This is a genomic window from Lysinibacillus phoenicis (genome assembly GCF_047238325.1).
In the GTDB taxonomy this organism is placed as follows: domain Bacteria; phylum Bacillota; class Bacilli; order Bacillales_A; family Planococcaceae; genus Lysinibacillus; species Lysinibacillus irui.
The window spans coordinates 4,556,819-4,583,480 of the sequence record NZ_JBDFMP010000002.1; the positions used below are offsets into that span (position 1 = coordinate 4,556,819).

Here is a 26,662-nt window from a genome sequence, read left to right on the forward strand (position 1 = left end):
GGAACGAATTTTTGAATACATGTATGAAGTAGATGGATGTTTCACAAATTGTAGAAAAAATTAATGAACTTTTTAATGTGAAAAATAAGAAAATCTATGCTAGTGAATCTGGGATTACATACAAGGCAGATAAAAAAATAAAAAAAATAGGATACTGTGTTAACCTAACCCTTGAAACAATAGAGGAAGCAAGAATTCAAGGCGTTGATATGATGTTGACACATCATGATGCTTGGGAGGAACTATATGGATTGAAAGACGCATGCATCGAAAAACTAGCGGAGTATGGTATAAGTCACTACTATAATCACTTACCGCTCGATGACTGTCATTTTGGAACAAATGATAGTTTATTAAAAAAATTGAACTTAAAAAATATGAAAAGAACCCACGAATGGGAAGGATTATATTTTGGTAGAATCGCTGAATACGATAAAGAAATTGAATTTCATGAATTCGTATCAAAAATTGAAAACGTACTTGAAGAACCCGTTAGATTTTGGCGGTTCAATGACAAAAAGGTGAAACGAGTGGGCTTAGTCTGTGGTAATGGAGCATCAACAGCTTGTCTTAAGGAAGCCGTTGAACATAAGTGTGATACATACATTACAGGTGAATGTAATTTGTATACGATTCAATATGCTCAGTTTAAAGGAATAAATCTTATTATTGGAAGTCATACTTTTACAGAATTACCTGGAATTGAAAGTTTAGCATTGAAATTGAAGGACAATAATAAAGATCTTGAAATAGTGAGACTTAACGAATTCCATCATGAAGCGAATATAGGATAAGGCATATTAGGAAAGTGGAAATCTTTCAGTAGGTGGCTGAGCTCATAGTGTGCTCGTGATAATAATTTTTTGCCGAACTGGTAGTAAGGAAAAAGTGTTTTCCTACCTCGGGTAGTTTTATGATTTATTCAAGGAAAAGTTTGTTTGTTGAAATAGTGATAAATGTATAAGAATAGAAAAGGGTGAAGTGAGGTATGAAAGTTCATAGAATAGATCATATAGGTATATTCGTTCATAATCTTCCTGCTGCCAAAGCATTTTTTCTTGACTTAGGTCTAGAAATGCTTGGGGAAGGAAAAGTGGAAGGCGAATGGGTGAGGCGGATGGAGCAGATAATAGGGCTTCAAGACGTTCAAGAGGAAGCTGCCATATTACGCACAACAGATGACGCAAATTTAGAAATAGTAATGTTGCGTACACCAGAAGGGGACACAAAAATAGAACTAGTAAAATATCACCCGCCATCAGATGAAAATGGCCAACAGCATCCTTTAGTAAATAATATAGGTAACCAGCATATAGCCTTTGCAGTTGAAGATATTGAAGCCCTAGTTACCAAATTATCAATGAAGGGGGCAGAACTTATTGGTGAAATATATAATTACGAAAACGTTTATAAGTTATGTTACGTTCGTGGACCAGAAGGAATTATTTTGGAGCTTGCTGAGGCGATTAAATAATCTTGCAACTAAGATTACTTCATTATGATTACTCAAATTCTATTCATCAATTGTAACGTCTAAAAAATCATCTCCCCTCCGTAGATTTTTAGAGGGGAGATGATTTTTTGATGGATATTTATGTTAATATCACTATAAGATTGAAGTAGATTGAAACTTATTTAGGGAAGGCATAAGTTGACAATCTTCCCATAAGAAAAATCATGATTTCCAATGGATGCATTCAATATAGAAATACAGTAATTCCTTTGCAAAATTTAATTTAGGAAAGAGTTTATTCGTGTTAATAAAGGATTATAAAGTTACTCATAGTGCAGGTGTGAGGAGGAATTAAAATTGATTATTACCGAAAATATAAAAGGGCAACGCTACCAACAGCTTATCGAATTACTAGCAAGTCAATGTAACCGCTTCGCCTTTGTTGAGAATAGACAATTAATGGCTGATGAAGAATTACGACTAGCCATTGTGGGTGAATTAATCGTAGATATTGGCGATCAATTTATCGAAAGAAAAATACAACGCAAGTGGGAGACAACATGGCTTGGCGAAGGTACAGCATATGTTTTTTATTTTATTTTAAATGATATTACCGCACAATTTTTGAAGGACCATAGCTACTCCCTTTTTGACTGGGTTTATCCAAAATTACCAGAGGATTTAATGTTTTACCGAGATGATCAATGTTTACTAGCAGCGTGTTCGCACGAAGGTTTTTTTAGGGTTGATGAAAACTTATGGAACAGTTTCATATTAAGCTAACGAAGGAGATTGTTCAATGCAAGTAATTTTCTAGTGTCCTACATTAGAAGAAATTGATAGTTTCAATATAACCCACGGAAACGAATTACTTTTATTCTTACAATTAATGCAGTATCCCTTGAAATAAAATGGGGTGAAAGAATCTTTAAATTTTGGGTATGATGTATGTATTTTTTCTGAAATCCTAGTTTTAAAGGGTTAAAAGAGATCTTATCGAATAAAATTAGAAGAAGCCACTATTTTTGGAATAGATGGGATTTATAAGGGGGTAGCTTTGTGACAAAAATTGCAATAATTTCAGATATCCACGGGAATAAAACGGCACTAGAAGCCGTGTTAGAAGACATTCGATTAAGAAATATTGAAAGAATTTTTTGTTTAGGTGATTTAATTGGCAAAGGACCCCGAGGCTCTGAATGTATCGAGCTTATCCAAAAGAACTGCGAACGAGTAGTTCGAGGCAACTGGGATGTTTTTATTCAATCTCCAACTGAGCTTGAATTTTTACAGTGGTTTAAAGATAGATTAACAGAAAAGGATTATCACTATCTAGCTTCATTACCATATAGTATTGATCTTGAATTAAATGGACAATTAATAAGGTTTTTCCACGCTTCCCCAAGAAGCGAGTTTGAACGCATTGTGCCTAGCCATCCAATTGAAAAGCGTTTATCAATGTTTGAGAATAGTGAAAAAACTAATTCAATTCATTCTAAAAAACTTCCTGATATTGTTTTCTACGGCGATTTACATACAACTTTTTTACATACATATAAAAAGGGGATTCTGTGTAACGTTGGGAGTGTCGGAAATTCACTTGACTTAACTTCAGCTTCCTATGCGATTCTAGATGGCTCATATTCAAACAACGCCATTCAATTTATTAGAGTTGAGTATGATAGACAGGCAGAACTTTTGATGGCAGAACAGCTAGGTTTGCCACAATTAGATAAATATTACGATGAAATTATGTTAGCAAAATATCGAAATGCTTAGGGTTTTTAGTGGTGAACAACACCGCGGATAATCGATGGGGAAACAAGTTATAAAGGCTAACACTTAAACAAAATGACATCTCTTTAGCTATATAAACTTACCAAGGATGTAGAAAAAAGGGGGAGAAAATATGAGTGTAGAAGTTTTTAATGGAGAGCGTTCCGAAGAAAGCGTTCAATTTGAAAAATGGTTAATTGCTCAGAGTAATAAAAAGAGTTTTTCTAGTAATGAAAATGCAAAGCAGTTTACGAAGCAAAGGGGCACAGAAAATATTCAGCCCTATGTTATTGGGGATGATGTAACCTTTGTAAGTGAGGTAAAGGAACAAAGTTTTGAGGGAATGCAGGTTTTCACTTTAAATGACAAAAAGTCCTTGAAGCAAAAAGTTATTCTCTATATACATGGTGGCGCCTGGACAAGTCAACCTTTATCCTTACATTGGATGTTCATGGATAGAATAGCACAATCGTTAAATGCCAAAGTTATTGAGCCCATTTACCCTAAAGTACCCCATTTTAACTATCAAGATACCTACTCAAAAATTTTCAATTTATATATGGAAATAGTAGAAAATGTTGAAAGCACCAACCAATGTACGATTATGGGAGATTCGGCAGGTGGAAATATAGCACTTGGCCTCATTCAACTTTTGAAACGAGATAAGCTGCCTCAACCGCAAGATATTTTTTTATTTTCTGCATGTGTTGATATGAGTTTAGAAAACCCTCTTATACCTGAATATGAAGAAAACGATCCTATGTTGGCTAGTGAAGGAATGGAAGTTATTACAAAGATATGGGCAGCTGATAAAGATCTAAAGGACCCATTAATTAGTCCAATTTACGGTGATTTTCAAGGGATTGGCAAGATTACTCATTTTATTGGCACACATGAAAGTTTATATCCAGACGCCATTCAATTTGATGAACTACTAACAGAACAAGGTGTCGCCATCACTACCTATGTATATCCTAAGATGAATCATGTATTTGTTGTGATGCCGATACTTGAAGCTATAGATGCTCAACAGAAAATTGTAAATATCTTAAGTGAATAATTTCTAGAAGCGTGTTTTGATGTATTCAAAACACGCTTTTCTTGTTCTTTTTATTAGCGGAAAATCACTATAAGTTGAAACGAAAATTAAAAATTATAAAGTAAGCTTATATTTAAAAGGAAGTATTATGCAAAATAGAATTCGTGCATTGCGGATATCAAAGAAGATTCTTTTAATTCGTCTATCCTATTTGTGTTCCTTGTACCGTTGATCATTGCTCTACTAAATATTGGTATTGGCCTAGTGTTTGGCACATTATTTACAGATAAGCAGGTAGGTGGGATTTTTGCAATATTTGTAAATGTTACAACTTGGTTAAGTGGAACTTGGTTCGAACTAGATATGGTTGGTGGGACTTTTTCAATCAATTGCGCACTTTTTACCTTTTGTTCATACTCTCAATGCAGCAAAAGCTATTCTACAAGGAGCCTATGTTGACATGCTTCAATCACTATCTATTGTGATTGGCTATACGATATTGATCACGATTTTCGCCATGATTGCTTTTAAATGTAAAATGCGTGCTTAACGTAAAAAGGCAGCCCCAACTACTTATTGGGGCTGCCTTTTTCTATTAATCATGATTTAATGTTGCAGCAATCTCGGGTTGTTGCTCTACTTGGCGTAGCATATTGAAGGATGCAATCGCTACTTCTACTTGATCGTCTTTTGGTTCGCGTGTTGTCAATAATTGAAGCCATAAGCCAGGGTAGCCAAGGAAGCGTAACACTGGGATATTACGGCAAGCGTTGGTTGCTTGTAATACTTCAAAGGAAATACCAAGAACAACAGGAATTAATAGAATACGATCTAAAATACGAAGCCACAGTGGGTCTGTAGGCACAAAGAAATATAAAAACATGCCGACGAACACTGTGAATAGAATGAAGCTACTACCACAACGATAGTGTAGGCGTGATTGAGCTTGGACGTTTTTTACCGTAATATCTAACCCCGCTTCATAGCAATTAATGACCTTGTGCTCTGCACCATGGTACTGAAATACTCGTTTAATGAGGGGCGTTAACGAGATAAAATATAAGTAGGCTAGCAGTAATAATAGTTTAATGCCACTTTCCAGTAAAATTTGTCCGGTTTTTCCTTCAATCCATTTAGAGAAAAAATCGGCTATAAAAACAGGAATTAATGTGAAAGCAAATTTTCCAAATAAAAAAGAAAGAATACCAACTAAAGCAACTCCAAGTATCATTTGAAGTTTAGAGCCTTCTTCTTTATGATCTTCTTCTTCGCCAGGAGTCACATCAAAACGATCTCCGGCAAATTGCATATGACGAGAACCTAAGCCAGCAGATTCAATAAGCGCAACTACGCCTCTTACAAAAGGAATTTTTTTAAGTTTTTGTAAAATAGGTTTTTGAACTTTTTTAAAATGATAATAATCAATGGAATCATCGTTACGACGAATGGCTGTAACGGTATGTTCCTTTCCTCCGAACATCACACCCTCTAATTGTGCTTGTCCCCCGTATACAGGTGAATTGCTCAAGGCTAACACCACTCTCTATATATATTTCAACTGTACCATTGTACTAAATTTAGTGAAAAACCTCTACCGTTACGCATAGTAAATTTTCTATATGGCTACACTAATCGTACATTTCAGGAAAAGATTAGTGTGTAAAAATGGAGGTTATCTTGTGAAAACAGCAGCGATTACAGCTTTTGTCAATGCGCTTGTCTTAGCATTGTGCTTAAAGGGATTACATTATTTTCATCTCATCAAATGGCATCCGATTGGGTTTTATAAGAAGTGGAATTGGTTCGAAGATAGCTCTAAATTATTTCAGTGGACCTTCTTTATCATACTTCTATTTATTATCGGTTTATTTTTATATATGACAATGCGCTATGTGTATATCATTCCAGCTGTCTTTTCTTCACTTTTATTAGGCCTTTTGGTGACCATCACCTTAGAGTGGATTGTATTAGATTTACCTTTACAACTAACTTCCTTTAAGAAACTCTCGATACCGTTCATCGTGATTGTCGTTTGTCTATTACGTTTCTTGCTGGAAACTGCAAATTTCCATCAGAAGGAGATGAATGCACATAGAGAAAGGACGTAGCTCACAATATCCCCTTGGTATTAAAAGGGGGTATTTTTTTGCACCATTTGATGATGTTTTTGCGAAAAGATGCTCCAGACTTTCAAAAGTTTTTTCAGTGATTTCAGCTGACATGATTACACTACGTCAAAGTGGATGGAGCTTCTAATGGAAATTAGTTGCTGAATGCACCGTGTATGATAAAATAAATGGCAAGTACATAGAAAGAGGCGAATAGAAGCGTGAAGTTATTATGTTTGAATGGACCTAACTTAAATCGACTGGGTAAACGAGAGCCACATATTTATGGACATGAAACATTAGATGATGTTAGAAAGAATGTTCAAAATCTTGCGGCTTCTTTAGGGGCTACAGTTGAATTTCGTCAATCCAATCATGAAGGGGTACTAGTTGATTGGGTGCATGAAGCAGAGGACGAAAAATATGATGGTATTATCTTTAATCCCGGTGCATATACCCATACAAGCATCGCGTTACATGATGCGATTGCAGGGATTTCTGTGCCGGTTATCGAAGTACATATTTCCAATATCCACAAACGTGAGGCTTTCCGTCATCATTCTTATCTTGCTCCGGCCTGCCTTGGTCAAATTTGTGGACTAGGTACGAAAGGCTATGAACTGGCACTACGTACATTTATCGAGAGGGAGAATTGATTATGTTGAAATTACAAAAGCTACGTAAAGCACTGCAAGAACAAAACATCGATGGTATTTTAGTTACAAATGAGTACAACCGCCGCTATATGACTGGTTTTACAGGGACAGCGGGCGTAGCAATTGTGTCTCAAAACGATGCTGTGTTTATTACAGACTTCCGTTATACTGAGCAGGCTGCTGCACAAATTCAGGACTTCCGAATTGTAAAGCATGAAGCAACAATTATTGAAGAGATTGCTACTCAAGTGAGTAACATGGGCATCAAATTATTGGGCTTTGAGAGAGATACTGTCAGTTATGGCACATATGAACTGTATAAATCGAAGATTCAAGCTGATTTAGTGCCGATTTCTGGACTTATTGAAAAAATTCGCTTGATTAAGACGGAACAAGAGATTAATATTATTAAGGCTGCGTGTGAAATTGCTGATCACGCATTTACACATATTTTAGGCTTCATCAAGCCTGGTAAAACAGAGCTTGAGGTTTCGAATGAATTAGAATTTTTCATGCGTAAACAAGGAGCAACTCAGTCTTCGTTTGACACAATTGTTGCGTCTGGTCTTCGTTCAGCACTACCACATGGCGTAGCAACGAATAAAGTAATTGAAAAAGGCGACTTTGTTACATTAGACTTTGGTGCGCTATACAATGGCTATATTTCGGATATTACACGTACTGTGGCTGTTGGAGAACCATCCGAAAAATTAGTAAATATGTACAATGCAGTCCTTGCTTCTCAACTGTTAGCACTTGAAAAAGTGGGTCCTGGATTAACAGGCATTCAAGCGGACGCGATTGCACGTGATTACTTAAAAGAACAAGGATACGGCGAAGCATTTGGTCATTCTTTAGGACATGGTATTGGTCTTGAAGTACATGAAGGCCCTGGCTTATCGATGCGTTCTGATACAGTGCTAGAGCCAGGAATGGCCGTGACGATTGAGCCTGGTGTTTATTTACCAGGAATTGGTGGTGTTCGTATCGAGGATGATATTTTAATCACCGAAACGGGTAATGAACTACTAACACATTCGTCAAAAGAACTCATTATTTTATAAACTTTGGAGGAACACAAATGATCTCAGTAAACGATTTCCGTACAGGTCTAACAATTATTGTTGATGGCCAATTATACCGCGTGTTAGATTTCCAACACGTTAAACCAGGTAAAGGTGCTGCATTCGTGCGTTCTAAATTACGTAACCTACGTAATGGCTCTGTAAATGAAAAAACATTCCGCGCTGGTGAAAAAGTAGAAAAAGCACAAATCGATAACCGTAAAATGCAATACTTATATGCACAAGGTGACGAGCATGTTTTCATGGACTTAGAATCTTACGAGCAAACTGAACTATCTTCAGCTGCTATTGAATATGAATTAAAATTCCTAAAAGAAAACATGGAAGTTCATATTCAATCTTACCAAGGTGAAATGTTAGGTATTGAATTACCAAACACTGTTCAATTAGAAGTTACAGAGACAGAACCTGGGATCAAAGGTGATACAGCTTCAGGCGGTACAAAACCTGCTACTCTTGAAACGGGTCTAATCGTACAAGTACCATTCTTCGTAAACCAAGGTGATGTTTTAATCATTAACACAGAAGAAGGCTCTTACGTATCTCGTGCCTAATTAATAAAAACCTACTCTTTAGTATAAAAGAGTAGGTTTTTATTTTATTTTTATACATATCATGTGAAAAGCTTCAATCGTTGTGCCATTCGATACAGGAAAAAGACCTTTTTTTCTCGTCATCCTCCTTCTTTCTATCATCAGAAAGATGGTCATTTTTGGAAAGAAAGTTTACAATAATAACATAGTAAGGAGTGAAAGGTATGTTACAAACAATATTTGATATGCAACACCCAATTATTCAAGCGCCAATGGCAGGTGTCACGTCACCTAAATTTGTGGCTGCCTGTGCTGAAGCAGGTTTATTAGGCTCAATTGGAGCGGGCTACTTAGATGGCGAACAGACAAAGCAATTCATTCAGGAAGTGAAAAAATTAACGACAAAGCCTTTTGCAGTTAATTTATTTGTACAAGAGGACCCAAAAATCGATATCGAGGTGTTACAACAAGCTCGTATGGCGCTGCAACCTTTTTATGATGAGCTTGGGTTATCACCTGTACAGAGTGTAGTGTCTAAGGATGTTTTTACAGGGCAAGTTCAGGCGGTTATAGAGGAAAAGGTAGCAATTTGCTCGTTTACATTTGGCATTCCATCAGCAGAGGTTCTTCAACAATTAAAAGACAATGGTATCTATACCATTGGCACTGCAACAACATTAGAAGAGGCTAAACTGGTGGAACAGGCTGGCATGGATGCGGTTGTCCTACAAGGTGGAGAGGCTGGGGGGCATCGAGGTTCCTTTACTGACCCTATCCAATTAATTCCCTTAGATGCGTTGCTACAACAAGTAGCTGGTCAAATTGCGATTCCAATGATTGCAGCAGGTGGGCTCGTGACAAAAGAAGCTATTCAGCAGGCACTTGAAAACGGAGCACAAGCTGTTCAAATTGGTACAGCTTTACTAGTAGCAGATGAATGCGAAATTTCTCCGCTCTATAAAAATGCAGTATTGGCATCGAACGCACAGCAAACAACGATTACGCTTGCATTTACTGGTAAGCCAGCAAGAGGCCTAGCGAATGAATTTACTAAACGCATGAAGGATGCGATAGTGGCACCTTATCCACTACAAAACTATCTAACAACTACCATTCGTAAGGAAAGTGCAGAGCAGGGCAATGCCGAATATTTATCCATGTGGATGGGCGAAAATAGTCATCTCGTACTGCAAACAGGTACGGTTAAAAGCATCGTGAACAAACTATTATAAATTTTTTTCGTAGTAGATCTCTATACATCTGTATAGAGGTCTTTTTTTTATAGTGCGACATATATTGCTGTACACGAGGGGGCGTAGGAATGGAATTACAAGACGTATTAAGAGTTGCTGGAGTGGGACTAGTCGTTGCGCTTCTTCATGTTTTCTTTGATCAAACAGGGAAGAAGGAGTTTTCATTTTTCCTCTTTTTCATTGCCTACTTATATATGACAGCAGAGTTACTTCGATTTTTACGTCTATTCTTTAATGAAATATTAACATTCTTCCAATGGCTTACATCATCCGGGTAATGTAAATGGAAATTGTCATCGTCGCTGTTGTCATGCTGCTTTTATTATTGCTGATAAAAGAAGTTATACAGCCACTCCATGCGCTAATAAGTGTGATGTTTTCGTTTTTGCTTTTTGGCATGTTGTTCTCGACACTTTTATTGCCTTTCGTCAAGCAGCTTCTAGAAACACTTGCGTTTTTACCTTATGCGAAAGCTATTCTAATCAGTGCAAGTATGTTCTATGTCGGACAGTGGGTGTCATTGCTGCTGGCAGAACATAATTATAAAGTGCTCGGGAACATCGTTTTTGCTGCAGTGAAGATCGTCATTTTATTATATTGGTTCAAAGAATTTTTGGCTGTTTTACAGGAGGTGTCGTCCATTTTAAAAAGGCTAAACTAAGGAGCGAAGCCATTGCAGGAGCAAATACTATCATTTTTAATCGACCCATTCTTTCTCTTGCTAAAGATGACGCTCATGCTTTGCGGCTACGTCATCATTATTTTGATTGTTAACATGATATTACCAGAATTTGAAAAAGGGACAAGGATACTATTTTTTCTTATTGTTTTAGCAACGATTGGTCCTGTTGTTGTAAAGTCCTTTACCTTAATTGATGAAATTGCACAAGGACTAGCCCATCTATTTACAGCATTTTATCCGATTCTTACATCAAGCTTTCTATTATCAAGCAGTATTACAGCGATTGCTTCCTGGCAGCCCTTTTTACTATTTTTTGTACAAGTCCTTACGATTATTAGTAGTAAGTGGCTTATACCAGGCGTGCTTTTGGCCATTGTCTTTGATGTTTGCAGTGTTATTGTCAAGGAAATATCTTTTACACGAATTGCTGAATTAATTCGTTTTACCATTATGAGTATCGTTTCGGCCTCTGTCATTTGCTACGTTCTTTTGATGACTGCAAGTGGTGTTGCAGCATTTAGTGTCAATGCGGCAGTAGCAGAGCCTGTGAAAAAATTAATTGAAGAAAATATTCCGGTTGTTGGTTCTTTTATTGTAGATAGTTTTTCGATGTTTCAGCATATGACACAATTCACTTCATCCGTTACAAGTATTAGTGCTTTTATTGCCGTCATTACGGTGTCATTTATCCCAACGGTTCAGCTAGTTGTCAGTGCCTATTCGTTGAAAATGCTTGCCGCTATTTTAGAGCCAATTGCCTTTGATGATATTTGTAGATTACTAGATCAAATTAGTAAATCGCTATTTACCCTGTGTGCTGTATCATTTTTAATTGCTTTTTCATTTATGTTTTCTTGTTTTTTCCTCATTGTGTTTGTACAAGTCATGGCAGGGGGGAGATAGATTGATTCTTTTATTGGCATTGCTCTTTGTTTGTCAGATTTTTGTGTTTCTAACGGATGATAAGGAAATAATTTCACTGACAAAGTTGGTCATCACGTTAGTATTTTTGCAATTGCTATTAAAGATTCCATTTATCAATTCATAGGAAGAAACAAGCGTACATACACTTGAAAAAGAGAAGATGAAAGGAGGCAATGTACAAGTGATGTGGAAAAGACACGAAAAAAAACAACGTCATTGATGGTTTTAATTTTGATAGCTGCCTCCGTGGGAATATTCATCATTTTACCTATGTATCAAACGAATTCAACAAGCGACAAAAGTTCACCGCTCACAAATGAAGAAAAGCTTGAGCAAACACTGAAGGCAATGCAAGGTGTTGGGGAGGTTAAAGTCTATTTTTATTATGGAGAGATGACAGATGATCAAGATGCCAATAAACTATTTAGCCAATATTTTCGAGGGACTGAGCAAAGCGCGAAAAACGTAACAGGCATGCTAGTTGTTTCAGAAGGTGCATCCGATATCTTTGTGAAAAATGAAATTCGTGCGGTCGTCAGTCAAGTGATGCAGTTACCGATTCATCGAATTATTATCGTTCCAATGGAAAATAAGGAGGAAAAGTAAATGCGCGTACGTAGAAGAACAGTTTGGTTTATGACATTATTAAGTTTAGTAGCAGTCATTTCAGTGTATTATTTGGTTGATCCAGCAAAGCAGTTTAATGGTCTTACTATCTTTACAGATGATACACTACAACAAACAGCTGTCACAGGTGTTACAGATCAGAAGGCAACAAATGATGCAACACAAGAAGTATCTTCACCGAGTCACTTATTCGAAGAAATGCGTATGCAGGTTAGTGATGAAAGAAGCCAGCTTCGTGAACAGTTAACACAAAAAATTGCTTCTGAAGAGGCTTCTGCTGAAGAAAAAAATGAGGCATTTAATGAAATGGATGGACTGATTAAGCGTGAATCAGCTGAAGCTATGCTTGAAATGCTCGTTAAATCATTAGGTTATTCCGATGCGTTTGTTCGCGCTGAAGGAGAAAAAGTTTCTGTAACAGTGATGGCAGAAGAGCTGTCAAAGGCACAAGCAAACGAAATTATTTACCTTGTAAAAACAGAGATGGAAGGCGCAAATGATGTGCAAGTAAAGTTTAGTGCGAATAATTATTAAAATATATAGAAAAAAATAAATATTTAATTTATTTATAAAAGGTTGTTATATATCAGCATAATGAAAAGGCTTTCGTTTAGTAAAGGAAAGCCTTTTATTTTGTTCAGATTTACTTAATTTTCATTTAACTATTTCAAATTGATTCGAAAAAATATAGAATAGTTATTGTAGTAGATTTTATTTCATAAGGAGAGTTAGAAATGTTCAAAATTCAAGAAATTCGTGAAATTATTAAATTAGTAGATTCTTCTTCCATTGACGAGTTTGTGTATGAAGTAGATGGCGCAAAAGTAAAACTAAAAAAGAATAATGTTGTTGTTACAGAAACTGTAGCACCTAAAAAAGAAGTAGTAGCCCCTGTTGTACAACAATCTGCACCAGCAGAAGCTCCAGTAGCAACACCAGCTCCAGCTAAAGAAGAAGCGCCAGCATCAGCTGCAGCTGCACCATCAGTTAACGACCCATCGTTACATAAAATTGTATCTCCTATGGTCGGTACTTTTTATCAAGCACCTAACCCAGATTCACCAGCTTACGTAAAAGTGGGTGATAAAGTAGGAAACGAAACAATCGTATGTATCGTGGAAGCAATGAAATTATTCAACGAAATCGAAGCAGAAGTGCAAGGGGAAATCGTTGAAATTCTTGTTAAAGATGGCGACTTAGTAGAATACGGCCAACCATTATTCCTTGTAAAAGCTGAGTAAGGAGTGCAAAACAAATGAAAAAAGTTTTAATTGCAAACCGCGGCGAAATCGCTGTGCGTATCATTCGTGCTTGTAAAGAGTTAGGCATTCAATCGGTTGCTGTATACTCTGAAGCAGATGCGGACGCATTACATGTGAAATTAGCAGACGAAGCTTATTGTATCGGACCGAAGCTATCAAAAGATTCTTATCTTAGCTTCCCAGCTCTACTTAGTGTAGCTGAAAAAACAGGTGCAGACGGGATCCACCCAGGGTATGGCTTCGTATCCGAAAACGCTGATTTTGCAGAAGCTTGTGAAAACGCTGGCATTAAATTTATCGGTCCATCATCTGATTCTATTAAAATTATGGGAATCAAGGACGTTGCACGTACAACAATGGAAGCAGCAGGTGTTCCACTTGTTCCAGGTACTGGTATTGTACCAGATATTGAAACAGGTAAAGAATGGGCTGCGAAAATTGGGTACCCTGTTATCATCAAAGCAACTGCTGGGGGTGGCGGTAAGGGGATTCGTGTAGCACGTACAGAAGAAGACCTTGTGAAAGGTATTGAAATTACGCAAAAAGAGGCTGCTGCTGCATTCGGTAACCCTGGCGTATATTTAGAGAAATTCATCGAGTACTTCCGTCACTGTGAGATTCAAGTTTTAGCAGATGGTTATGGCAACGTTGTGCATTTAGGCGAACGTGACTGTACAGTTCAACGTCGTATGCAGAAGCTAGTAGAGGAAGCTCCATCTCCGGCTCTATCTTCTGAGCGTCGTGCTGAAATGGGAGCGGCCGCAGTAAAAGCTGCACAAGCATGTAACTATGAAGGTGCTGGCACAATCGAGTTTATTTATGACTATCAAGAGGACAAGTTCTACTTCATGGAAATGAATACTCGTATTCAAGTAGAGCACCCAGTAACAGAAATGATTTCTGGTGTAGATCTTGTACAACAGCAGTTAAAAATTGCATCTGGTGAGAAGCTACCATTCACACAAGATGATATTCAATTAAATGGTTGGGCGATTGAATGCCGTATTAACGCAGAAAATGCCTACAAAAACTTCATGCCATCAGCAGGAACTGTCGATACGTATGTAACGCCAGGCGGCTATGGTGTACGTATTGATTCTGCAGTCTATGCAGGCTATACGATTCCACCATATTACGATTCAATGGTAGCGAAACTTATTGTTCATGCGGATACACGTGAGGAAGCGATTGCAAAAATGAATCGCGCGCTAAGCGAATTCGAAGTATCAGGTCCTGGGATCAACACAACCATCCCATTCCACCAAGCACTAATGAACAATGATGTTTTCAAATCAGCTCAATTTAATACGAAGTTCCTTGAAGAGAACGATGTATTGGGGACAAACAAATAATTAATTTGTGAATCTAAGGAATAGAATAATTCCAAATATCGTAATAAAATTACCTTCTAACATTCAATTGTTAGAAGGTTTTTTATTTGGATTTTTGATTTAGAGGATGTGACAGAGGAGTATACAATGACCAGTGTTTTTGAGGGTGCGTTTAAAGAAGAGGAGACACGCGACTGATTACTACACCAAAGCTAATGATTGATAGGTTGAATTACATATATTTACATATATTAAAGGTATCGTTTCTATCCCTATTCCGAAACCCATTTATCAGTCTTTTGAAGAGTTAGAACCTGGTAAATTATTGGGGGGTTAATTAAAGAGCATTGCAGAGGGAGTTTTTTTATGGAGCTAAAGGAGCAATTTTATTAATGATGGAAGAATTTACATATATAAAATAGCGAAATTCATTGTTAAGATTTGATAGGTAAAGTATTCAATGGATTTAAAAAGGAGCAACCAAATTGAAATTATTTTTATATGTAACAGCTTATTTAGTTACGGCTATCACCACATTACTCGCATCTTTTCCTTTAGCAGTAATTTATCAAAATGTAAGCGGAAATGATGATGCGTATTTTGGGCTTTATATCATCTATTTTTCACCTATTATTGTCATTTGTTCGTTTATCATCTGTTATTTGTTAATTAAAAAAATAACGATTAAACCAATACTTTTTGGGACAATTATCGGCTTTTGGTTAATCAAGGTTATACAAGTAATCAACAGTTTATATAGCTCCTATAATTACAAATCTAACGAAGATTATATACCAAATATCTTCATTCGCGATGCAATTGATCTTTATATCCTGTTATTGCCGATCCTACTTGTCTTTTTATCACACTTCTTATTGAAGAAATATAACAACTGGCTGCATATCAGTGGCTTTACATGTGGAGCAACTATCGGTTTCTTTACGTCCTACGCAATAGTACTTTTTATAAGATCATTTACTAATTCATTGACCTCGTTTTTTCATTTCAATACAAACGAATTAATGGTAGTTATCGTAGGAGCTGCTATTTTCGCGTTTTTAGGAAGTATGATCGGATTCAAGAAAAGTAAACAGATACAAAGAAGTAATTGATCTACATACATGTTTTCGGCTGGTAGAAAAAGTAACCCTAGATTTCGGTAGTTTTATTGGTGAACTAACGGTGCCGCTAAGTTTAATCAACGATTATTTTTCTATTCGTATATTTTTTGTATATACTGTATAATTTAGGTAGGGTAAATAACGTTGTTTATTTCTAAAGAAGAGGAGGGGGAAAGTTGTTATATTTGGCTTTATTACTTGGTATTGTTTTCATTGTAATTATAGATAAACTTACTCAAGCTTTTAAGCTATCAGGCATTTGGGTGGTGCTTGGTCAAATTTGTGCAGCACTAGCGATCAGCATAGTCGGTAATCTTTCGGTTAGTCATATTACTATAGGTAATACCTTCGAATTAGGTTATTTGACGATTCCTTTTACAATATTATTTCTTGTTGGCTTTACAAATGTAATAAATCTAGAAAAAGTACATAATCCATCAATCTTGCTGTTACCAATTGTGTCTTTCGTTTGCTTGTCAATATTAGCTTACATTATGGGTAATTTATTTGTAGTAATCATAGGATTTTGTAGTTGTTTAGTTATGCTGTCTATTCTGTTATACAGCTATTTTTCTGGTAAAGTAATTGTAGGACGAACGCTTACTACGACAATTGGTTTCATCATAGCTGTACTATCACTATCTCTTATCAAAGCATCTATTGTAAATATTTATATTCCCATATTTACTTTAGCACTACCATTCACATTATATTATTGGATGAAAGATAAATTTACAAGTGTATACGCTATTACAGTTAGCGTTGTAACAGCAATAGTATTTAGTGTCCTAATGTTCATAGTTCCTTTTTACATGCTCTGGTATTTTGTTGTTGGATTAACGATACTTTTAGTGATCACACAATCCTCACGTAAATACCGTATAATTTAAAGTTGGATGGGAGCATCCTAATAAACATTGTAGGACTTGCGTATATGACGATTAATCATAAAAACAAGTCCTAAAATGCTTAAACAGTCTTTAAATACTTTTCATAGCAGATACATTGGTGTTTACGTGTGATATTAGTGAATTGTTCCATATCATGGCCGACATAATGACTGAATGTTGAAACAGGAAATAGATTTGGAACATTCGTTGTGATTCTATTAGTCATTTCACTCCCTTCAAGATAAATATGATAATAGGATTCGACTTGAGAAAACTCCATTTTTTTATACCAATTTTGCACCCATTCATCGTCTCGCGTCCATGCTTCAAAGCGATTTAAATTTAGTTCAATGGCTCTTTTTTCAGCAACCTTTAATAAATTTTCGCCTATTCCTTTTCGTGAATAATCAGGATGTACAGCGATGTGCCAAATCATACCACCTAGTCCTTTTCCTCTTGAACAAACTGTGCCTTCTTTGATTTCATATTCTATATCAATTAAACCAACAATTTTTCCATCAATTTCAGCTACTAATTCAATGGAAGGCTGTTCATAGACTTCTTTTTTATTTAGCACATTGTCAAAATAAGCTGTTTTTAAAAAAGCAAGAACTCTACATTGTAGCCAGCCTAGTTCATCTTCTTTTTTATAGTTTCTAATTAACAATTCAATATACCTCCACTTCAATCAGTAATTTACCTACAATGAACTTGAGCCATTGGTTGCCCATCATATACCTGTTACATGATCAATCGATGTAGATTTACCATTAATTTGAATATCAATCGTATCATGGTGAGGTTCTAACGTTAATTTGTAAACATGCTGTTTTATTGCATTATCTTGCTCGTTTGTCACATCTAACTTGATCGTTATTGTATTATTTTGTGTTTCAAGATCTACCGTAACGGTTCCTTTTGATCGAAAAACGATGTAAGAAACATCTTGATCTACTACATTGAGTAATTGTAGTGTTGATTTTTCGTCCATAGCCTTTTGCACTTTATCTGGAACTACCTCAATTTCAGTAATGCTTAATGTTGATGAGTTACATGCTGTAAAAAGAAATACGGTGAAAAACATAAAAAATAATAATTTTTTCAATGCCTTTTCATACCTCCTTTTGATTTACTATAATTTCCATTAATTGAATTGTACCATAGTAAAGGTATGGTAGGTCGAAATGGAGAGGGAGTACTGACAAAGAATTACTAACGATATAAGTGAGGGTTAAATCACTTTGAAATTAATAGAAGAGTTCATCATAAAGGGAGTCGATGGATAAATGCCAGTATATAATAAACTTGTAAGGGATAAAATTTTAGAAATGATAGAAGAGAAAGGTTTATCGTATTATGCACGAACTTTAGAATCAGAAGAATTTATCAAGGCAATCAAAACTAAGATGATAGAGGAAGCTACAGAATTTCACGAGGCGAAAAATAGTCAGGAAAGCGTTGAAGAATTGACAGATCTGCTCGAACTCATTCATACAGCTATACGTGTGTTAGGCGTAAGTTTTGAAGAACTAGAAGCGATGCGTGAGCAGAAGAAAAAAATTCGTGGTGGATTTGAAAAAAGAATTTTTTTGCTATATGTAGAAGATCCATCAGGTTCGCTATAAATTAAAACGGCTTTCGACAGCCAAACCTTCCTTTTTATAGTATAATAAACGGTAGTACAGCATTTGTTTGTGATTTGTAAGGGAAAGGATGATATTTGTATGGCAGAGAAAGTAGGACAATCTTTCGTACAACCAACACCTTCTGGAAAAGAAGAGCTTGGAAAAATAGAGGTAGCGGCAGAGGTAATCGAAGTTGTAGCAGGTATTGCTGTCAATGAGGTTGAAGGCATTGCTGCAACTCGTGGAAATATTGCGACAGGTGTCGTGGAACGATTCGGTAAAAAAGTACACAATAAGGGCATTAAATCCGGTGTCACAGAAACGGGTGAAATTGCAATTGATGTATTTTGCTCTGTAAAATATGGATATGCCATTCCTAAGGTTGCAAAGGAAGTACAAACGCAAATACGCCAAGCTATTTTTAATATGACAGCACTAGAAACAGCAGAAGTCAATGTGCATATTACTGCTATACAGTTCGAAAAAGAAGAAACAGCAGTACATGAATAACAAAAAAAGGGTTGCCCTAAGATGATTTTTCATCAAAGGGCAGCCCTTTTTTAAGGATTTCTCTAGGATTCATTAGTCTAAATGTATCGCCTTTTTTATAATTCAATATGCTTTGGCTTTCTCCAGAACAATGCCAGAATAACGCCAAGCACTAACACGATTGTGGCAAAGTAATAGGGATAGTTCAAATTTACATCGAACAAGATCCCACCTAAGATAGGCCCAAAAATATTACCTAGGCTTGTAAACATGGAGTTCATACCACCAACAAATCCTTGTTCATTGCCAGCAATTTTTGATAAATATGAAGTAACCGCTGGCCGAATTAAATCAAAGCCAACGAAAATAAAGAATGTGACAAATAAAATGGCAAAATAATGACTGACAATCGTCATAGCGAATGTTAGGATCGCCGAGAGAATCAATGAATAACGAATGACATTAATTTCACCCATTTTCTTTGTTAGCCAGTCAAACAGAATTAATTGAGCCAGGGCTCCTACAATACCACTTCCTGTAATAATAATGGCAATATCTGATGGCGTAAATGCAAATTTGTGATCGACAAATAAGCTAAATAGTGATTCGAATGCAGCGAGACCAAAGGATAGCACGAAAATAAGAATGAATGGAATAAAATAAAGCGGGCTAAACACACGCTTCACACTACCTAGCATAGATGGTGTAACTTCCTCATTGTCCGTAGCACGCGACGGTTCTTTTAATAAGATCAACGACAGAATAGCCGCGAAAAGACCAAGGACCCCTGCCGCGTAAAATGGTACACGTGTACCGTATTCTGCTAAAAATCCTCCGATACCAGGACCGATAATAAACCCTGTGCTAATGGCAGCACTCATATAACCCAGTGCTTTAGGACGCTGTGCTAATGTCGTAATATCAGCAATATAAGCTGTTACGGCTGGCATAATAAAAGCTGCACTTACGCCACCGAGCATACGGGAGGCAAAAAGAATTTCCACTGAACGACCGAATCCGAATAAAAACTCAGAAAGCCCAAAAATAAAAAGACCTAACACGATCATGATTTTACGACCGATATTATCGACTAATTTACCTGCGATAGGTGATGCAATCAATTGGGTAATAGCAAATGCTGCTACCATATAACCAACAACAGAGCCCGAGATATGAAGCTCATTCATGATAGTTGGTAAAACAGGGATGACTAAACCAATCCCTAAAAAAGCAATGAAAAGATTGGATAATAAAATTGCTAATGTTATATTTTGTTTCTTGCTCATAAAGCTCTCCTTCTACCTGTTAAACGATACATGTTTTAAATCTACTAGAATATTTCCATGTAATACGATAAACCCTATAGTAACTATAGGGTCAAAAGATTTGTTTTCCATTTTTAAAGTTTTTATCAGTTTGGGAGTTTTTGAGGAGTTTATACGATTGCCTTTAAATTTTTAGGGAAGATTCTTGTCCTTCTTGTTTTTGTCTAACCTTTAATTCTACAATAAACTTCTTTTCTTGCTCCATTGTTAATGTCGCTGGCATATAGAGTTCATACACTTGTGATTCAAATATTTCTTGCTGCGCCAATACATAATTTCTTAATTTTTCATAGTACGAAAAATAAGTTTCAGGGTCATATATAAAGGCAATACATACATACTTTCCAGCGGGAATGGTAGTTTGCTGTATATTTGCTGAGAGCTTTGAAAATGTGCGCTCTGTTAAAAGAGGAGTGAAAATAACATCATAAAAAATATCATGGACATCTTGATAAGCCTTAAGAGGATATATACAGCCATATCGACTATTTAACACACTGCCCTCGTTTTCAATGATTTTTGTTAGTATTGCATAATATGTATTAGCGCTCGATGTTGGTGTTAATTCAGTCGTTGTCACTTGAAGAACGGGCATTGCTTCTTCTACCTGTTCATATACTTCACCGAAGATCGGGATATCTATTTGTTCTTGTAATTGCTTTTTTGTTTTCAATAAAGTATTTTTCGCTTCGTTTAAGCGTGAGATTTTCTCGTTTATTCGTAGCTCTTGCTGTGCAAGAAAATCAAGCAATTCATTTGAGGTTAATTTGAGCGCTTTTTTTATATCTTCGAGGGTAACACCGATATATTTAAGTGATTTTATTATATCTAAATAGAATAGCTGAGTGTCTTTATAGTAGCGGTAATTGGTGTAGGTATCTGTATAAGCTGGTTTAAATAAATCAATTTGATCGTAATAGCGTAACGTCTGAATCGATAAGTTTGAAAGTTTGGCAACCTCACCAATGGTATAATAATGTTCCTTCATAAATTGCCTCCATTAGTAATACCTAAAGAAGTTTCGAATGGCATCAAAGCGAATTTTATGCTTGCAATCGTCACAGTAAAATAGGTGAGATTTACGTTCCTTCATTAGTTTGTATTGTTCTTCACCTTCAACCAATTTAAATGGTTTTTTACAACTCGTACATATGGCTTCATATTGCATTGTGAACACCTCTGAAGTTTGTTTTCGTTTTTCTTTATTATACATGATGAGGAGGAAACAATCATTTTTGGAGAGCTTATTTGATTAAAAGGGAGCTCAATTAGGAATGATGTAAAAAGTTCCTTAAAAAAGGTTTCAGATTATTGAAAACTTGCTTGAAATCGTGTTTCTCGTGCGATTTTATGCTATTATAAACCTTAATGCCACTTAAGAAGGAGAGCTTTACATGAAACGACATGAAGCACGCGAAAAAGCGTTGCAAGTTTTGTTTCAGCTAGACAATACGGATCTAACAGTAGAAGAAGCAATGGGTCATATTAAAGGACAACCAACCAATGCCTTTTACGAAAAGATTGTTACTGGAACAGCTGAACATTTGGAGGAAATCGATGCTACTTTAGAACAGCATCTTGAAAAGTGGTCACTTGCCCGTCTACCGAAAATTGAAAGAACGGTTTTACGTCTAGCTGTATACGAACTTTTATACATGCCAGAAACACCAAAAAGAGTAGTACTAAACGAAGCAATCGAGTTATGTAAAACATTTGGCGATGATAGTTCATCTAAATTTGTCAATGGTGTACTTTCTAAATTTACAGAACAAGAATAATGTGTTGAATTGGAAGGAGTAACGAAGGTTTATGTCAAGTGCAATTATTAATGGTAAAGAAATTGGTCAAGAAATTCGTAATGCTGTAGCAGAGCGTGTCATTCGCTTAAAAGAGCGAGGATTAACACCTGGTTTAGCGGTTGTATTAGTTGGAGACAACCAAGCTTCAGCTACATATGTGAGAAATAAACAAAAATCTTGTGAAGCAATTGGTATGTTTTCAGAACTGATTAAATTACCAGCTGAAACTACGCAAGAGGAATTATTAGCACAAATTCAACTTTTAAATCAACGTGAGGATATTCACGGAATTTTAGTACAACTACCACTCCCAAAACATATTGATGAGGATACAGTCATAGCGACAATCGCTGTCGAGAAGGATGTCGATGGTTTCTCACCAGTAAGTGTGGGGAAAATGATGCTTGGCCAAGACACTTTTTTACCTTGTACACCGTTCGGCGTGATGAAGCTTCTTGAGTATTCAGGAATTGACATTGCAGGAAAACATGCTGTTATTGTAGGACGTAGTCATATCGTTGGTAAACCAATGGGACAACTACTTTTGCAAAAAGACGCAACGGTGACATATACACATTCTAAAACGCCTGATTTACCTTCATTTACAAAACAGGCAGATATTTTGATAGCTGCTGTCGGACGTGCAAACTTTATTACAAAGGAGCATGTAAAAGATGGAGCGGTTGTCATTGATGTCGGTATTAATCGTGATGAGAACAATAAATTATGCGGTGATGTAAACTTTGCAGAAGTAGATGGTATTGCATCACATATTACTCCTGTACCAGGTGGTGTCGGACCAATGACAATCACGATGTTACTATTCAACACAGTGCAAGCAGCTGAAAATAGCTTGCAAAATAAATAACATAACCATAAAAGAGTCATCTCAACATTGCTTTGAGATGACTTTTTTGATGTATAAAAAAGAACTTCTTTGCTATTTTTGACGTCTAATGTAACGTTTGGGACATACATACGTTGAAGGAGGTTTTTATGGAAAACATCGATATTATGTTAATTGTTAAACATATCATCATTGGTCTTGTCCAAGGTTTCACAGAGCCTATTCCCGTATCATCGAGTGGACATGTTATGATTGCCAGTGAAATACTAGGGCTTGGAGAACAAGGTTTTACATTCGCCATTTTAACTAATACAGCATCATTACTTGCCATTATGTATATTTATCGAGAGGATATTGTGCGCCTTATAAGTCATTTCTTTCTCTATTTAAAGACAGGGGAGAGGCGCTATAACGCTGATTTTCGCTTTGCATTGTATATTATCATAGGATCTATTCCAGCAGGCGTTTTAGGGGTGTTATTAAGTGATGTCATTGCTGACAATGTCAGTATGACTACAATTGCGCTCATGTTATTTGTCACAGGAGCTGCATTATGGTTAATACGTAATATGCAAGGGAAGAAGAAAGATGCTGATCTCAGGGCAAAAGACGCTATTATTGTAGGATTAGGGCAAGCAGTAGCTTTAACGCCAGGTATTAGCCGATCAGGAGCAACGATTATTTCAGCAATAGCAGTAGGGATGAAGCAGGATACAGCCTTACGGTTCTCCTTTATGCTTTATATTCCTGTAAGCTTAGGGGGAGTGGTCCTTGGGATTACGGATTTTTTAGAGGAGCCGAATAAAGGCGCATTGGCACTTCCCTATGCAGCTACTTTCATCGCTACGCTCATTATGACCTATTTTGCGATGCGATGGTTTATGGGTATTATGAAAAGCGGTAAACTTAGCTATTTTACGTACTATTGTTTTATTGTAGGTACGCTACTATTACTATTCTATTAAAATGTAAAGTCTCATAACAACTATTGTTATGGGGCTTTGTTTTGTTATGGATGGTAATAAGCTGTTTTCTAATAGTTTGATCGTGTATGAATATGTTATAGTTGTTTTTCGATAGTTGTAACCTCGTCATTTTTTCTAGCGAAACTGCATTTTGGCACGTCAACGACAGTAAAAAATGTTATGATAGGTGTAGTTTTTGTGAAAAACTTGATTATAGTAAAGGAGCCGAAAACATGTCGTCTGCTTCTTATTTAACAGTAAAAGCGTTAACGAAATATATTAAACGAAAGTTTGATGCTGACCCTCATCTACGTGAAGTATATGTAAAGGGTGAATTATCGAATGTTAAAATCCATCAATCAGGGCATATTTATTTTACGCTAAAGGATGATGGAGCCCGCATTGCGGCTACGATGTTTAAAATGGCGGCTACAAAATTAGCGTTTGAGCCAAAGGAAGGTATGCAAGTATTTATTCGAGGCGATGTAAACGTTTACGAAGGTTATGGTACCTACCAACTTTATGTACAGGAGATGCAACCTGATGGCATTGGTAGCTTATTTGTTGCCTTTAATCAATTAAAAGAACAATTACAAAAAGAGGGGCTTTTTAAACCAGAGTGGAAGCAACCGATACCAAAGTTTCCTGAAAAAATAGGTGTATTAACATCGACTACAGGTGCTGCTATTCGAGATATTTGTACGACGTTGAAGAGACGTTACCCCCTTGCTAAAGTTTTGATTTATCCAACTCTAGTGCAAGGAGCGCAGGCGGCTCCAAATATTGTGCAAAATATTCAACGTGCAAATCAGAATGCGAGTTGTGATGTGTTAATTGTAGGTCGTGGTGGAGGCTCTATTGAGGATTTATGGGCTTTTAATGAAGAAATAGTGGCACGGGCTATTTTTGAAAGCCGAATTCCTATTATTAGCGCAGTCGGACATGAAACAGATACAACCATTGCAGATTATGTAGCTGATTTACGAGCTCCTACACCAACGGCAGCTGCAGAGATGGCTGTTCCAGATCAAACAGAGCTATACCAGCGGGTACTTACGCAAAAATCACAACTTCATCAAATAGTGAGGTCGCAACTTATGGCTGAACGACAACGTCTAAATAAGCTCCAGCAGTCTTATCCATTGTCCATGCCAGAAAGACTTTATCGACCATTTACTGAAAGATTAGCACAGCTCGAGTCTGGGTTGCAGACAGCGATGCAGGTGGAGTTGATGAAGAAAAAATCTCAGCTTCAACAATTACATAGTACGGTCGAGCAACATTCACCTAAAAAGGCACTGGCGTTCCATCAACGTGAACTTGAAGCACGCATTCAACAATTATCCCGTGCTACTACGTATTATGTAGCGAAGCAACAACAACAATTTGAGGCCACTGTTAGAACATTAGAAGCTTTAAATCCGCTATCCATTCTAACAAGAGGTTTTACAGTAGCATATAAAGATCAAAAAATGATCAAATCATCCACTGAGGTACAAAAGCAGGATCAACTTACACTTTCTTTCCATGATGGGAAAGTTGTGGCTGAAGTGAAAAATATCTTGCCAAAGAATGAGGGGGAAACGTTGTGACAGAGAAACAACAAACGTTTGCAGAAGCCATGACGGCACTAGAAGAAATCGTTCGCCAGTTGGAGCAAGGCGATGTGCCATTGGAAAATGCAATAGATTTATATAAGCAAGGAATGGAGCTATCAAAGTTTTGCCATAGTAAGCTGCAACATGCAGAAGAACAGCTCGTATCGATTGTCCAAGAGACTGGTGAAACAACAGCATTTGATCCACTAAAGGGAGAGAATTAGGAAATGAATGAGCCATTAAAGTGCTTTATTGAAAGTAACATACCACAAATTGAAGAAACCATGTTTGCGCTTGTTGAACAAATTGATGCACCAGCCGATTTAAAGGAATCTATGCTTTATTCATTAAAGGCTGGCGGTAAACGAATTCGCCCACTTTTTGTGTTAGCAGTACTTGAGCTTTACCATAAAAATTTACAGGACGGCTTTCTTGTCGGTTCTGTAATTGAAATCATTCATACGTATTCTTTAATCCACGATGATTTACCAAGTATGGATAATGATGATTTCAGAAGAGGAAAGCCGACGAATCATAAAGTTTATGGTGAAGCACTTGCAACGCTTGCTGGAGATGCACTAAATACGTTGGCATTTGGCATTTTAGCACGTATGGAATTGTCTGCTGAAAAGCGCATTGAACTTGTCCAATTATTAAGTGTCGCAGCAGGAGCAGAAGGCATGGTTGGTGGTCAAGTACTTGATATGGAAGGAGAGCAACGTCAGCTTAATTTAACAGAGCTAGAACAGGTCCATGTCAATAAGACAGGTGCTTTATTACGCTTTAGTATTGAAGCGGGAGCCGTGTTAGCAGATGTGTCCAATCAAGATCGTGCTACATTAAAGAAATATGCACATCACATTGGTCTAGCTTTCCAAATTCAGGATGATATTTTAGATATTGAAGGAACAACTGAAGAACTAGGGAAAACAGCAGGGAAAGATATCGCTAGTGATAAAAGCACCTATCCAGCGCTTTTAACATTAGCAGGAGCAAAAGAAAAGCTTGCTGAGCATTATCAACATGCCATTAACGCACTCGATCAATTACCAATCGATACCAGCTTATTACGCGACTTTGCTGCGTATATTGTTCATCGTAAAAACTAAGAGAGAAAATCAAGGCGTTGAAGGAAAAGAATATGCTAGAATAGGTGGGAACGTTTGCAATTTGCATTCAATGAAGTGCTCGTACTTTTAGCATATTGATAACACTGCTATAATGGTGGAAACACAATTGCGGTGAATATTTTATTGAAAAGGTGTGTGAGAAAG

32 protein-coding genes are annotated in these 26,662 nt (G+C 36.6%); 27 read left to right on the forward strand and 5 right to left on the reverse strand.

Annotated features, from left to right (window positions below):
• Window positions 1-32 precede the first annotated feature (32 nt).
• The 5 genes from ABC382_RS24330 (at window position 33) to ABC382_RS24350 (ending at window position 4,289) form a co-directional block, all read left to right on the forward strand.
• The gene (locus ABC382_RS24330) at window positions 33-794 is read left to right on the forward strand and encodes a Nif3-like dinuclear metal center hexameric protein (RefSeq protein WP_322611530.1); all 762 of its coding nucleotides are present in this window, start codon (window positions 33-35) and stop codon (window positions 792-794) included.
• Window positions 795-988: 194 nt separating this feature from the next.
• Window positions 989-1,474 (forward strand): VOC family protein, encoded by a 486-nt coding sequence (locus tag ABC382_RS24335; RefSeq protein ID WP_322611529.1) that lies wholly within the window; start codon window positions 989-991, stop codon window positions 1,472-1,474.
• A gap of 336 nt (window positions 1,475-1,810) precedes the next feature.
• Window positions 1,811-2,236, forward strand: coding sequence for a stage III sporulation protein AH (locus ABC382_RS24340; RefSeq protein ID WP_322611528.1), 426 nt, complete (start codon window positions 1,811-1,813; stop codon window positions 2,234-2,236).
• Window positions 2,237-2,512: 276 nt separating this feature from the next.
• Window positions 2,513-3,232, forward strand: coding sequence for a metallophosphoesterase family protein (locus ABC382_RS24345; RefSeq protein WP_322611527.1), 720 nt, complete (start codon window positions 2,513-2,515; stop codon window positions 3,230-3,232).
• Between the two features lie 130 nt (window positions 3,233-3,362).
• Entirely contained in the window at window positions 3,363-4,289 is a 927-nt protein-coding gene (locus tag ABC382_RS24350) for an alpha/beta hydrolase fold domain-containing protein (protein WP_412927236.1), read from the forward strand.
• Between the two features lie 574 nt (window positions 4,290-4,863).
• Here the strand turns inward: ABC382_RS24350 and ABC382_RS24355 are convergent.
• Window positions 4,864-5,796 (reverse strand): DUF1385 domain-containing protein, encoded by a 933-nt coding sequence (locus ABC382_RS24355; RefSeq protein WP_274793647.1) that lies wholly within the window; start codon window positions 5,794-5,796, stop codon window positions 4,864-4,866.
• A gap of 151 nt (window positions 5,797-5,947) precedes the next feature.
• Between ABC382_RS24355 and ABC382_RS24360 the strand changes: the two genes are divergently transcribed.
• From ABC382_RS24360 to ABC382_RS24425, 14 genes are all read left to right on the forward strand, one after another.
• The gene (locus tag ABC382_RS24360) at window positions 5,948-6,376 is read left to right on the forward strand and encodes a hypothetical protein (RefSeq protein WP_274793646.1); all 429 of its coding nucleotides are present in this window, start codon (window positions 5,948-5,950) and stop codon (window positions 6,374-6,376) included.
• A gap of 221 nt (window positions 6,377-6,597) precedes the next feature.
• Window positions 6,598-7,032, forward strand: coding sequence for a type II 3-dehydroquinate dehydratase (gene aroQ / locus ABC382_RS24365; RefSeq protein ID WP_274793645.1), 435 nt, complete (start codon window positions 6,598-6,600; stop codon window positions 7,030-7,032).
• A gap of 2 nt (window positions 7,033-7,034) precedes the next feature.
• Window positions 7,035-8,096 (forward strand): M24 family metallopeptidase, encoded by a 1,062-nt coding sequence (locus tag ABC382_RS24370; RefSeq protein ID WP_274793644.1) that lies wholly within the window; start codon window positions 7,035-7,037, stop codon window positions 8,094-8,096.
• A 17-nt stretch (window positions 8,097-8,113) separates the two neighbouring features.
• The gene (gene efp / locus ABC382_RS24375) at window positions 8,114-8,671 is read left to right on the forward strand and encodes an elongation factor P (RefSeq protein WP_274793643.1); all 558 of its coding nucleotides are present in this window, start codon (window positions 8,114-8,116) and stop codon (window positions 8,669-8,671) included.
• Window positions 8,672-8,874: 203 nt separating this feature from the next.
• Entirely contained in the window at window positions 8,875-9,882 is a 1,008-nt protein-coding gene (locus ABC382_RS24380) for an NAD(P)H-dependent flavin oxidoreductase (protein WP_322611525.1), read from the forward strand.
• Between the two features lie 89 nt (window positions 9,883-9,971).
• Window positions 9,972-10,181, forward strand: coding sequence for a hypothetical protein (locus ABC382_RS24385; RefSeq protein WP_012295089.1), 210 nt, complete (start codon window positions 9,972-9,974; stop codon window positions 10,179-10,181).
• A gap of 5 nt (window positions 10,182-10,186) precedes the next feature.
• A complete protein-coding gene (locus tag ABC382_RS24390; protein WP_274793641.1) occupies window positions 10,187-10,564 on the forward strand; it encodes a hypothetical protein in 378 nt (125 codons plus the stop codon).
• 12 nt (window positions 10,565-10,576) lie between these two features.
• Window positions 10,577-11,488: a stage III sporulation protein AE gene (locus tag ABC382_RS24395; RefSeq protein WP_274793640.1), complete on the forward strand. Its 912-nt coding sequence runs from the start codon at window positions 10,577-10,579 to the stop codon at window positions 11,486-11,488.
• Between the two features lie 267 nt (window positions 11,489-11,755).
• Window positions 11,756-12,115 carry a hypothetical protein gene (locus ABC382_RS24400; protein ID WP_274793639.1) on the forward strand — a complete coding sequence of 120 codons (360 nt, stop codon included), beginning with the start codon at window positions 11,756-11,758 and terminating at the stop codon, window positions 12,113-12,115.
• The gene (locus tag ABC382_RS24405; protein WP_274793638.1) at window positions 12,116-12,670 is read left to right on the forward strand and encodes a SpoIIIAH-like family protein; all 555 of its coding nucleotides are present in this window, start codon (window positions 12,116-12,118) and stop codon (window positions 12,668-12,670) included.
• A 200-nt stretch (window positions 12,671-12,870) separates the two neighbouring features.
• Window positions 12,871-13,377 carry an acetyl-CoA carboxylase biotin carboxyl carrier protein gene (accB, locus tag ABC382_RS24410; protein ID WP_313470718.1) on the forward strand — a complete coding sequence of 169 codons (507 nt, stop codon included), beginning with the start codon at window positions 12,871-12,873 and terminating at the stop codon, window positions 13,375-13,377.
• A 14-nt stretch (window positions 13,378-13,391) separates the two neighbouring features.
• Window positions 13,392-14,750 (forward strand): acetyl-CoA carboxylase biotin carboxylase subunit, encoded by a 1,359-nt coding sequence (accC, locus tag ABC382_RS24415; protein ID WP_412927237.1) that lies wholly within the window; start codon window positions 13,392-13,394, stop codon window positions 14,748-14,750.
• Between the two features lie 464 nt (window positions 14,751-15,214).
• Window positions 15,215-15,841, forward strand: a complete 627-nt coding sequence (locus ABC382_RS24420; RefSeq protein WP_412927238.1) for a hypothetical protein — start codon at window positions 15,215-15,217, stop codon at window positions 15,839-15,841.
• A gap of 185 nt (window positions 15,842-16,026) precedes the next feature.
• On the forward strand, window positions 16,027-16,740 hold the full coding sequence (locus tag ABC382_RS24425) for an MraY family glycosyltransferase (RefSeq protein ID WP_412927239.1): 714 nt from the start codon (window positions 16,027-16,029) through the stop codon (window positions 16,738-16,740).
• Window positions 16,741-16,819: 79 nt separating this feature from the next.
• Here ABC382_RS24425 and ABC382_RS24430 read toward each other — a convergent pair whose 3' ends face one another.
• Window positions 16,820-17,407, reverse strand: a complete 588-nt coding sequence (locus tag ABC382_RS24430; protein ID WP_274793632.1) for a GNAT family N-acetyltransferase — start codon at window positions 17,405-17,407, stop codon at window positions 16,820-16,822.
• Between the two features lie 63 nt (window positions 17,408-17,470).
• On the reverse strand, window positions 17,471-17,845 hold the full coding sequence (locus ABC382_RS24435; RefSeq protein ID WP_407134284.1) for a peptidylprolyl isomerase: 375 nt from the start codon (window positions 17,843-17,845) through the stop codon (window positions 17,471-17,473).
• A 181-nt stretch (window positions 17,846-18,026) separates the two neighbouring features.
• Here ABC382_RS24435 and ABC382_RS24440 point away from each other — a divergent pair, with 181 nt between their 5' ends.
• Together ABC382_RS24440 and ABC382_RS24445 are read left to right on the forward strand one after the other, a co-directional pair.
• Complete coding sequence (locus tag ABC382_RS24440) at window positions 18,027-18,365, forward strand: pyrophosphohydrolase domain-containing protein (RefSeq protein ID WP_412927240.1); 339 nt, start codon at window positions 18,027-18,029, stop codon at window positions 18,363-18,365.
• A gap of 99 nt (window positions 18,366-18,464) precedes the next feature.
• A complete protein-coding gene (locus tag ABC382_RS24445) occupies window positions 18,465-18,875 on the forward strand; it encodes an Asp23/Gls24 family envelope stress response protein (RefSeq protein ID WP_274793629.1) in 411 nt (136 codons plus the stop codon).
• A gap of 95 nt (window positions 18,876-18,970) precedes the next feature.
• On the opposite strand, the gene ABC382_RS24450 is transcribed toward ABC382_RS24445, so the two are convergent.
• Both ABC382_RS24450 and ABC382_RS24455 read right to left on the reverse strand, forming a co-directional pair.
• Window positions 18,971-20,140 carry an MFS transporter gene (locus ABC382_RS24450; protein WP_274793628.1) on the reverse strand — a complete coding sequence of 390 codons (1,170 nt, stop codon included), beginning with the start codon at window positions 20,138-20,140 and terminating at the stop codon, window positions 18,971-18,973.
• A gap of 163 nt (window positions 20,141-20,303) precedes the next feature.
• Entirely contained in the window at window positions 20,304-21,167 is an 864-nt protein-coding gene (locus ABC382_RS24455) for a MerR family transcriptional regulator (protein ID WP_412927241.1), read from the reverse strand.
• A 406-nt stretch (window positions 21,168-21,573) separates the two neighbouring features.
• Between ABC382_RS24455 and nusB the strand changes: the two genes are divergently transcribed.
• From nusB to ABC382_RS24485, 6 genes are all read left to right on the forward strand, one after another.
• Entirely contained in the window at window positions 21,574-21,957 is a 384-nt protein-coding gene (gene nusB / locus ABC382_RS24460; protein WP_008179889.1) for a transcription antitermination factor NusB, read from the forward strand.
• Between the two features lie 31 nt (window positions 21,958-21,988).
• On the forward strand, window positions 21,989-22,846 hold the full coding sequence (folD, locus tag ABC382_RS24465; RefSeq protein ID WP_274793625.1) for a bifunctional methylenetetrahydrofolate dehydrogenase/methenyltetrahydrofolate cyclohydrolase FolD: 858 nt from the start codon (window positions 21,989-21,991) through the stop codon (window positions 22,844-22,846).
• Window positions 22,847-22,974: 128 nt separating this feature from the next.
• Complete coding sequence (locus ABC382_RS24470) at window positions 22,975-23,790, forward strand: undecaprenyl-diphosphate phosphatase (protein WP_341386541.1); 816 nt, start codon at window positions 22,975-22,977, stop codon at window positions 23,788-23,790.
• A 233-nt stretch (window positions 23,791-24,023) separates the two neighbouring features.
• A complete protein-coding gene (xseA, locus tag ABC382_RS24475) occupies window positions 24,024-25,382 on the forward strand; it encodes an exodeoxyribonuclease VII large subunit (protein WP_412927242.1) in 1,359 nt (452 codons plus the stop codon).
• Window positions 25,379-25,612, forward strand: coding sequence for an exodeoxyribonuclease VII small subunit (gene xseB, locus ABC382_RS24480; protein WP_008179899.1), 234 nt, complete (start codon window positions 25,379-25,381; stop codon window positions 25,610-25,612). Before xseA ends, xseB begins: the two co-directional genes overlap by 4 nt.
• 3 nt (window positions 25,613-25,615) lie before the next feature.
• Complete coding sequence (locus tag ABC382_RS24485) at window positions 25,616-26,497, forward strand: polyprenyl synthetase family protein (RefSeq protein WP_412927243.1); 882 nt, start codon at window positions 25,616-25,618, stop codon at window positions 26,495-26,497.
• Window positions 26,498-26,662: the final 165 nt, after the last annotated feature.

Bases quoted from the DNA above. Each gene is read 5' to 3' on its own strand.
- ABC382_RS24330 (WP_322611530.1), top strand. From the start codon at position 33: ATGGATGTTTCACAAATTGTAGAAAAAATTAATGAACTTTTTAATGTG.
- ABC382_RS24335 (WP_322611529.1), top strand. From the start codon at position 989: ATGAAAGTTCATAGAATAGATCATATAGGTATATTCGTTCATAATCTT.
- ABC382_RS24350 (WP_412927236.1), top strand. From the start codon at position 3,363: ATGAGTGTAGAAGTTTTTAATGGAGAGCGTTCCGAAGAAAGCGTTCAA.
- ABC382_RS24370 (WP_274793644.1), top strand. From the start codon at position 7,035: ATGTTGAAATTACAAAAGCTACGTAAAGCACTGCAAGAACAAAACATC.
- efp (WP_274793643.1), top strand. From the start codon at position 8,114: ATGATCTCAGTAAACGATTTCCGTACAGGTCTAACAATTATTGTTGAT.
- ABC382_RS24380 (WP_322611525.1), top strand. From the start codon at position 8,875: ATGTTACAAACAATATTTGATATGCAACACCCAATTATTCAAGCGCCA.
- ABC382_RS24385 (WP_012295089.1), top strand. From the start codon at position 9,972: ATGGAATTACAAGACGTATTAAGAGTTGCTGGAGTGGGACTAGTCGTT.
- ABC382_RS24390 (WP_274793641.1), top strand. From the start codon at position 10,187: ATGGAAATTGTCATCGTCGCTGTTGTCATGCTGCTTTTATTATTGCTG.
- ABC382_RS24405 (WP_274793638.1), top strand. From the start codon at position 12,116: ATGCGCGTACGTAGAAGAACAGTTTGGTTTATGACATTATTAAGTTTA.
- accB (WP_313470718.1), top strand. From the start codon at position 12,871: ATGTTCAAAATTCAAGAAATTCGTGAAATTATTAAATTAGTAGATTCT.
- accC (WP_412927237.1), top strand. From the start codon at position 13,392: ATGAAAAAAGTTTTAATTGCAAACCGCGGCGAAATCGCTGTGCGTATC.
- ABC382_RS24440 (WP_412927240.1), top strand. From the start codon at position 18,027: ATGCCAGTATATAATAAACTTGTAAGGGATAAAATTTTAGAAATGATA.
- ABC382_RS24445 (WP_274793629.1), top strand. From the start codon at position 18,465: ATGGCAGAGAAAGTAGGACAATCTTTCGTACAACCAACACCTTCTGGA.
- ABC382_RS24450 (WP_274793628.1), bottom strand. From the start codon at position 20,140: ATGAGCAAGAAACAAAATATAACATTAGCAATTTTATTATCCAATCTT.
- ABC382_RS24455 (WP_412927241.1), bottom strand. From the start codon at position 21,167: ATGAAGGAACATTATTATACCATTGGTGAGGTTGCCAAACTTTCAAAC.
- nusB (WP_008179889.1), top strand. From the start codon at position 21,574: ATGAAACGACATGAAGCACGCGAAAAAGCGTTGCAAGTTTTGTTTCAG.
- folD (WP_274793625.1), top strand. From the start codon at position 21,989: ATGTCAAGTGCAATTATTAATGGTAAAGAAATTGGTCAAGAAATTCGT.
- ABC382_RS24470 (WP_341386541.1), top strand. From the start codon at position 22,975: ATGGAAAACATCGATATTATGTTAATTGTTAAACATATCATCATTGGT.
- xseA (WP_412927242.1), top strand. From the start codon at position 24,024: ATGTCGTCTGCTTCTTATTTAACAGTAAAAGCGTTAACGAAATATATT.
- ABC382_RS24485 (WP_412927243.1), top strand. From the start codon at position 25,616: ATGAATGAGCCATTAAAGTGCTTTATTGAAAGTAACATACCACAAATT.